The following is an 8653-nucleotide window of genomic DNA, read 5'->3' as shown; positions in this document are numbered from 1 at the left end:
CGTTTGACATTAACAAAACTCAATGCCAGTGATATTAAAATTTCCAGTACGACTGCCGGAAGCGGTTTTTCAACAGCTGCTACGGTTGCTGTTAAAAATCTTCGTTTGACGGATGTTATCGGTAAATTTGATGCGGCGACAGCGAGTGCGGCGGGTGCTAACATCAGTGGTGCTACAGCGCTTACCGGTCTTGGAACTGGGGTTACTACCCTTAAAGGTGCAATGTTGGTTATGAACATTGCTGAATCAGCCCAAAAAATGCTTGATTCAATCCGTTCGGATCTTGGTTCGGTACAAAATCAGCTTGTCTCAACTGTTAATAATATCAGTGTAGCACAAGTAAACGTTAAAGCGGCAGAGTCACAAATCCGTGATGTCGATTTCGCGGCAGAGTCAGCTAACTTCTCTAAATTTAATATTCTTGCTCAGTCTGGAAGCTATGCAATGTCGCAAGCCAATGCTGTTCAGCAAAATGTTCTCAGACTACTTCAGTAGTTTGAATAAAGCAGCGTAAGCTGCTTCCTTTGCTACAATAGTAGCAAGATTAAAGAGCAACCTTTGGGTTGCTTGATCTATTTTCTTTCTAAAACATACTGAAACAATCTTCATACCTATGCGGTATATTTTAAATCATCCTATTTTTTTGCTTACAAAATCACATGGAATGCTATGTGCTTTCAATACGTTTATACTTACGACGGAAAGAAAAACATGAATATATTTGAAAAGAATCTTGAAGCTCTAAATATAGGCAATCCGGAATTAGTGGCATCACTTAATTCTATTAAGAGCAATGAAATTTATGAAGTCTATACCGATAAAGACCCAGCTAATATTAATTTGATAGATATGAGAGATAATACTCCTCTTTATCGTTCAGTTCCAGTGGACGAAACATTAAAAAAAATGGAAGAGTTGTCATCGTATCAACAGTATCCTTATCTCTATTTTTTTGGATTTGGAAATGGGATTGTTTATAAGCTGTTATGTCAGAATGAGATGCATCGACGGATCGTGATATTTGAACCAGAAATAGAGATCATTTATATCGTCTTGAATCTAATCGATTTTTCCGAGGAACTTCGGGGACAAAAGCTTGTATTGATAGAGACTAAAGAAGTCACCTATAATGGAATGTTCCGATTATTAGACAATGATGCGAAAATATTTGCAAAAGTTTATGATTTATTGGTATTACTTCCCTATTATGAACGCTATCATGCCAAAATTGTCGAGACAAATACGATTATGACCCGTGCTTTAGAGCAATTGGTTTATTCGTTTGGAAATGATGTGGAAGATTCGCTGATCGGTGTTGAACATTTTATGAAAAATTTGCCTCGGCTCATCCGGAGTCCTAAACTACAGCATCTTTTACAACAAATTACTAAAACCGATACGGCAATCATCGTTTCAACGGGTCCCTCGTTAATGCAGCAGCTCCCTATTTTAAAAGAAATTCAAAATCATGTCACCATAGTGTGTATTGATGCCAGTTTTCCTATTTTAGCAAAACATGGAATTAAGCCTGATATTGTCGTATCGATGGAGAGGATCGCACTGACATCGACTTTCTATAAGAATACACCCGATTCATTTCATCAAGATGTTATTTTTGCAGTTTCGAGTATCGCTCACCAAGAGTTATTAGAGAGTATCCATGGAGGAACGACGGTTTTGATTTCACGCCCATTCGGATATAAATTTTTCTTTGAGCTTGAAGATTGGGGATATTTAGGGCGGGGTATGAGTGCTGCAAACTTAGCCTATGAGATTGCCGCGATAGCTTTGTTTAAAAATATTGTTTTTATCGGTCAAGATTTATCGTACGGAAAAAATGGAAACAGCCATGCGGCAGATCACGTTTTAGGTAAAGATGAGGTTAAAAATGATAAATCGGTCGGAAGTATCGAAGCGTATGGCGGTGATGGATTTGTGGAAACAACATTGGTCTGGAAATTATTTTTAAACTTTTTTGAGTTGGATATCGCAGAAGCCAATAAGGCAGGGGTTTCACGCACCATCAATGCAACCGAGGGGGGAGCACGGATAGAGGGAACAGAAGAAATTTCTTTTCGAGACGTAGCAGAACATTTGGTTGATAAGACGCATTATAAAGAGAAAATAGTGTTAAATCTACCCGATGCACAAGAGATTAGTAAAAATGAAAAACATATAGAAGCTAAAATTAAAAAAGCCAAAAAAGTAGGATTGGCAGTCAAAAAAAGCACTGAAAAAATTTTTCTGGAACTCATGGCATTTCTCACTAAGGTTGAACAATTAAATAAAGAATCGAAGCTTGAATTGATCGATTATAAAAAAGCTGAAAAGTTGATTTATAAAATTGATGCTATCAAAGAGAAAGTGGATAATGAAATTTTTAATAAAGTCTTTTTTGATGTAATGAAATCGTATGTTCTTCATCAGGAGTTGGAGCTTGCCATGATCCAAGTTAAAAAAGTTGACGATGATGAGGGAAAAAAAACAAAGCTGATTGAATGGTTGTATGCACACAAAGGGTGGCTGTTTAGTGTTGCGGGTATTATTAATGCAGTGCTTATCGCGATTGAACGCGGTCATCATGGCATAGATGCAAAACGGTGAGTAAACCCGCAAATCAGATGGTAAACAATAATTTTGAAACATTTCTAATGGATATCGATTCTATTGCAACAGAAAACGATCTATTAATGATAGTTGATAGAGTACGAAAATTAGATTCTGCATTGTTTTCGCAATGTATGTTAGCTTTTCGAGAAAAAGTGATTGTCTTAATGATGGAACAGGGGATATTACCTCCATTGAACTTAATTCAGCTTTTCCCTATGATCCGTCATTGTGCATATCATTTTGAGCGTGACCTACAGATAGACAATCATGTTATTTTATTAAAAAAACATTTGCTCAATGTCGAAAAAAATTCGTATGAATATTTTTTGATTGTAGATTTAATTTTTATCATGAATATGTTAAATGGAGAATTAGATAAGGGATTTTTTGATTATCTTTCAAGCATTGTAAAAAGTAATATCTTTGAGGCATATAAATATCCTGAAGCTTATCAACAATTCACAAATACATTACGAAATTGCAATATTTTAGATATAGAAATAGTGGGTTATTTGAGTACACTTTTGGAGCCGGATATTTATTTTGAAGATGATTTAGAAGTGCAATCATCCATACTTATTTGGATTATGAGTGTTATTTATAATGAACCAAATTATAGTGCATCTACAGCTTTTTTTGAACTTGAAAAATCGTTAAACGCTATTATGCTAACAGCATTAAAGTTGGAGAGATTAGAACAGGCTATGGCAATCTATAACGTAGCACATCATCTGTTGGGAAATTTATTTCAAACGCAAGAAAAAATGGCTATTTTTAACGCTCAATTTACAAAACCGATCGCTTTAGAGTACAAAAAATATGCCCATTCCTTGTCAAGACTGACAACAATAAAGAAGAAGAAGAAAAAAATTGCAATTATTCGGGATCGTTTGGTTAATAACTCACCACATATGATTGAATATAGATTAGTTTCCATGTTGATGAGAGAAGCTTTTTTTACGGATAATTATGAGTTGTATTTGTATTCAGCCGGTTATATCGAAAAAGATCTTGATGATATAAAAATAATGAGTGCTTATGAAAAATTAGGTGTTATTGTCAAAGCAATTCCTAATGAATGGTATGCCAAAGGATATTATTACAATCATCTTGATAAAGCAATCATGATACGTAATGATATGATACAAGAGAATATCGATATCATGATTGGTACGGTTGGGCATGATAGCATTGATTTTCTCTTTGCAACACGCACTGCACCGCATCAAATCTATTGGAGTCACGGGAATTTTGAATATGATGTTCCAAATATCGACAGAAGAATAACGCATTGTAGTGTTCCGGTTGAAGGTTTTGCTTTTTCCCATTTTTCAGTGCTACGAGATTATTCACAGTACCAAGCGCAACAGGTGATTTCAGAGGCTGAAACCATACGTAATCAATACGGTAAAGATACGGTAATCCTAGGCAGTATAGGCAGGTTGGTAAAAGTAGATAGTTTGGAATATTTAGAATCCGTCGCGAAGTTGTTACATAAAAACTCAAATGCCATTTATTTGGCCTGCGGTTCAGGAAGCATGGAGTCTATCAAGCGAAAAGTTGAAGCGCTAGGGATAGAAGATCGATTTGTTTTCGTTGGTTTTGTCGAGGCAAAAATATACGTAAATGTTTTGGATATTTATCTGGATACTTTTCCGCATCATGGCGGAGAAAGTGTTAGAGAAGCCCAAATGGCCGGTTGTTGTGTTGCGTCGTTGCACGTAGAAAGTGAAAAAGGGCCGCCAGATCCGATTAGTATTGATAATGACAGTATTCTCAAGCAAGTTAATTATCAGTTGGAGATGCTGGATGCGGAATTACTGGATAATGAGGGATTTATCCATCAGGTTATATCATTTGCCTCATTAAATACCGATGCTTATATCGGCATTGTCGATTTTTTTATCAACCATCCCGATGATCGGCAGGTCGTCAAGAATTTTTTTAAAACGTACATGCCGGAAGCGATTTCATATAAAGAATTTTTGGAGGTAATCGGTTTTGAATAAGCCTTATATTTCAATAGTACAATACTCTAGAAATGATGATCATGGCGGTCATTTATTCGACAGAATGTCAACCTCATTGTATTCTACGATAGAGCTTTTGGAACGCTATGAATTGGAATCGGAGATTATTATGGTGGACTATAATCCACCTGCTGATAGAGCGTTATTGAAAGATATTTTACATCTCAATGGAAACAGGAAATATGTTAGTGTCCGTTTTATTGAAGTACCAAATTCGATTCATACCGCATATCCGCAAAGTGATAAAATGCCTATGAACAATATGGTTGCCAGAAATGCAGGTATCAGACGCGCGAGGGGAGAATTTATCCTTTCTACTGGAATCGATGTCATTTTTTCTACAGAGATGATTGCTTTTTTTGCACACAAAAATTTAGATCGAAACAGTTCGTATCGAACAAGCCGAATCGATGTCGCTCAATGTGTCAGTGCGTATGCACAAGATATTGATAAACTGATGGAATCGTGCAGAAACAATATTATAGATGTTCATTTTAATACTAATCCCGGATATTTCGGGGATACTGATTTACCAGCGCTTCATACCAATAATTGCGGTGATTTTCAGCTATTGCACCGTGATGTTTGGAATAACCTATGTGGTTATCCGGAAATAGACCTGATAGGAACCCATGCAGATACAATTTTTAGTTATATGGCATGGTTGTATGGGGCGAAAGAGAAAGTTTTAAGGGAACATTTTTATCATATAGATCATCCGGCACGATGGTTGAAGCCTGTATATACACATGTTTTGAGGAATTTTCGTGCATTATACGCACAGTTGGGCGAAGAGGTGATGGCACTAAAAGAGGATTATTATGCACTGGCTAAAAAAGCCTCTGAAATGAGTGGCGAACAAAGTGAGATTGAACTCAAAGGTATTAGTATGCTCTCCAAAGATGCATATACAAAAATCATAACAGATATGGCCAGTGGAATAAGAGAGCTAAATTATAATACAAAAGAGTGGGGTCTTGGAGATATAGTATTAAAAGATGATATGGATCATTCTATCCCTCATCTTTAGTATATTTTACGAGTTTAGCCAACAATGTAGTGTAGAATTCAGCAAACTGAAAATGGGTATATCAAATTATAAGAGGTACTGATATGGAGCTATTTATTCCGAATCCTGGGAAAGCCTTAAACTATGATTTTTCAGATTTGGATAAAAGCTTATTGGCTCCATTCGCAACATGGATTTTTAATAATACTCAAAAAATATGCTGGTCAGACAGAGGGCAATTTGTATGGTATATACTATCACTCTTTGAAGAGCTAAGAGCGAAAAGTCTTTGTATAGCAGAGGATAAGCACTATTTGATTGGAAGTGACTTATTTGACATACCCGTTGTATCTTACGAAGAGATAGGGGATGTAGAATATATTGTTTTATCTGGTTTGACACCTACTGATATGTATATGCAAAAAATCCGTTTTGTTGACTATAAAACTATCTCTATTTTTGATGCGCATAATTTTACCAACCATTGGAATGATAAATTTTATTCTTTGGATGCAAAAGGATTGTTAGGCGAAGCATGTGATTTTGATTATGCAGAGCTTTTTTTGCCAAACCTTTTGGAACGAGATGGTAGTGCTTTGGATATAGAGATTATTGATACTTTTGCGAATCTTATCGACACAAATGTACATACAGTCACAGGGGATAAAGAACTTTTTCACTATTTTACCAGCGTATCGGATAAATTTGCGAATATGAAATTTGTACAAGAGATAGAATTTGGAGCGACGAATCTTTTTTTGTGTTCTTTAGATGAAGTGGTCTTGTTTAGTCTAGAACAAAAAATTGCGCAGGGAAGCATTAATATGCGATTCACGCAACAATTAATCAGCCCAAAGTTAATTCCTGAAAGAGCGCTCAAAAAATATGTACGGCATATTTATCCGATAGAAATTCCGGAAATAGCTTTTGCCCATGAATTGGATTTTTTATTACTTGATTTACCGGCACGAGAGCGTTCTTTGGCTCCGAATGGGTTGGGATATGTACATAATATTTTACGCAAACTTAATATTAAATTTCAAACGTGCGATCTTGACAATATAATTTATCATCGTATTTATCAAGACCTACTGCTTAAAGATAAAAAACCGATAGGTATGAACGGGTTGCTAATACCAGAACATCCTTGGGAGACAACGGAGTTATGGGTATGGAGTGACGAGCGGTTTTTGAATGAAATGAATGAGTATATAGTTGAAATCGCCGATAAAATATGTGTGTCATCACCAAAAATAATAGGGTTGTCGTTGCATTTTAGCAATATAGAGTTTTCCGTTAAAGTAATTAATTTGGTACGGCAAAGGCTAAAAGAGGTAAAAATAGTCGTAGGCGGATTTAGTTGTGCAAATTATAAAACTGCGTTAAAAACATTTCCACTGGCAGACTTTGTTATCGTAGGTGAGGCGGAATTATCTTTACCGGTATTGATAGATGCAATTTTGAATAAGAAAGAGACGGATACTTTAGCCGGTGTTTTACCGTATAAAGATGTTTTTATACCTGCACCGTTAGTAGAAAATTTGGATGAATTAGATGCGGTAGAGTATGAATGGCATGATATAGCTTTATATAGAAGATTTGATGGTTATAGTCAGACTCCAATAGTGTCTAGCAGGGGATGTAGATGGTCGAGATGTACTTTTTGTGCAGAATGCTTTAGTTGGCGAAATCGAACTCCCAAACATTTTGTCGATGAAGTTGAATCGCTTTATACAAAAGGGCTCAATAAATTTCTATTTAATGAAAGTGATCTAAATGGAGATCCGGATGCATTGCTTGCTATTTGCGATGAAATCATAGAGAGAAAACTAAAAGTCACATTTTCCGGACAGCTTAGAATCCATACAGCAAGTGATATTGTTTTTTTTGAAAAATTACGTAAAGCGGGATTTACTGCTTTGACTTTTGGTGTAGACGGATGGTCCAAAAATACCCTCAGGCTTCAAAAAAAAGGGTATTCAAAACGAACGGTAAGGGATAATTTAATAGCATGTCAAGCTAGCGGTATTCAAGCTGATGTTAATATGGTGTTAGGTGTTCCGGGGGAGACGTGGGATGATATTGAGGAATCTATTGAATTTGCGAAAGAGCTTAGAGTGTATATACGTCGTTTTTCAGCTATAAATTCACTTATATTGGCCTCGGGAAGTCGATATTATGATGACCCGGATACTTATGATATTAAGTTTTATGGTAATAGGAATGAGATTATGAAAGCGTATCCAAATGCTATTCCTGATGGGCTGTGGTATAGTGAAAAACCGTTTATTGATCACGTAGAACGATCAAAAAGACTTAAATATGTAGTGGATGAGCTACTTAAGGCTGGAGCGGAGATAGGTGGGTATGCCAAGTGGTCTATTAATCAAAAAATAAAGAGTATAGATAGTGCCTATGGAGTTGCCGATGAAATGGCTTAGTGTTACTAAAGGGATAGTACAGATAGATACTCCCGCAGGTTTTCAAGAACACCGTTTCGGATTGCCGTACCAAAGCAGATGGGAAACATTAAAGGGTAAGGTATTTTTGGTGACGGGTGCCGGTACGGGGTATGGGCGTGCGATATCGGTATCGTTGGCTGCTGTTGGAGCGTATGTCTATATGGTTGGCAGACGCAGCGAGAAATTAGTAGAGAGTATCAATGAAGCTGCCAAATACGGTATAAACACAGCTAATATGTATCCTTTAAGTGCTGATATGGCAAAAGAAGAGGATATTAAAAAAATAGTTTCTCAGATCACCCAAAAAAGCAATCGATTAGATGGAGTAATCGGATGTTCGGCTCTTTCTCCCGCCTATCAAAACGGATTTGAGTTTTCCAGTTCAGAACAATGGGATACGATATTATCGGTTAATGTAAAATCCCATTGGCTTATTTTGAGGGAAGCCTTTCCTTTGATGCAGAAAAATGGTTTTGCTAAATCCGTATGGTTTTCATCCGGTGCGGGATGGGCGTTTACTCCGGGGATCGGGCTCTATAATC

At 36.4% G+C, this 8653-nt stretch carries 6 protein-coding genes; all 6 read left to right on the top strand.

The window, feature by feature from the left end; genetic code table 11:
• Window positions 1-495: flagellin (locus WA010_RS01175; protein ID WP_422555346.1), on the top strand; the 495-nt coding region annotated here is incomplete at its 5' end.
• Window positions 496-711: 216 nt separating this feature from the next.
• Window positions 712-2604, top strand: a complete 1893-nt coding sequence (locus tag WA010_RS01170) for a motility associated factor glycosyltransferase family protein (RefSeq protein WP_422555345.1) — start codon at window positions 712-714, stop codon at window positions 2602-2604.
• A 47-nt stretch (window positions 2605-2651) separates the two neighbouring features.
• Window positions 2652-4619, top strand: a complete 1968-nt coding sequence (locus WA010_RS01165) for a glycosyltransferase (RefSeq protein WP_422555344.1) — start codon at window positions 2652-2654, stop codon at window positions 4617-4619.
• 64 nt (window positions 4620-4683) lie between these two features.
• Window positions 4684-5670, top strand: a complete 987-nt coding sequence (locus tag WA010_RS01160) for a hypothetical protein (RefSeq protein ID WP_422555343.1) — start codon at window positions 4684-4686, stop codon at window positions 5668-5670.
• A gap of 83 nt (window positions 5671-5753) precedes the next feature.
• Window positions 5754-8090, top strand: a complete 2337-nt coding sequence (locus WA010_RS01155; protein ID WP_422555342.1) for a B12-binding domain-containing radical SAM protein — start codon at window positions 5754-5756, stop codon at window positions 8088-8090.
• A partial coding sequence (locus WA010_RS01150) for an SDR family NAD(P)-dependent oxidoreductase (RefSeq protein ID WP_422555341.1) occupies window positions 8077-8653 on the top strand: 577 nt, incomplete at its 3' end. The genes WA010_RS01155 and WA010_RS01150, both read left to right, overlap by 14 nt.

Origin of the sequence: Sulfuricurvum sp. (assembly GCF_049305995.1) — a bacterium.
Lineage (GTDB): Bacteria > Campylobacterota > Campylobacteria > Campylobacterales > Sulfurimonadaceae > Sulfuricurvum.
Note: the sequence above shows the minus strand (reverse complement) of the source record. Positions and strands in the feature narration are given on the sequence as shown.

Excerpts from the sequence above, each read along its gene's own strand:
- WA010_RS01170 (WP_422555345.1), top strand. The coding sequence starts at position 712 with ATGAATATATTTGAAAAGAATCTTGAAGCTCTAAATATAGGCAATCCG.
- WA010_RS01165 (WP_422555344.1), top strand. The coding sequence starts at position 2,652 with ATGGATATCGATTCTATTGCAACAGAAAACGATCTATTAATGATAGTT.
- WA010_RS01160 (WP_422555343.1), top strand. The coding sequence starts at position 4,684 with ATGTCAACCTCATTGTATTCTACGATAGAGCTTTTGGAACGCTATGAA.
- WA010_RS01155 (WP_422555342.1), top strand. The coding sequence starts at position 5,754 with ATGGAGCTATTTATTCCGAATCCTGGGAAAGCCTTAAACTATGATTTT.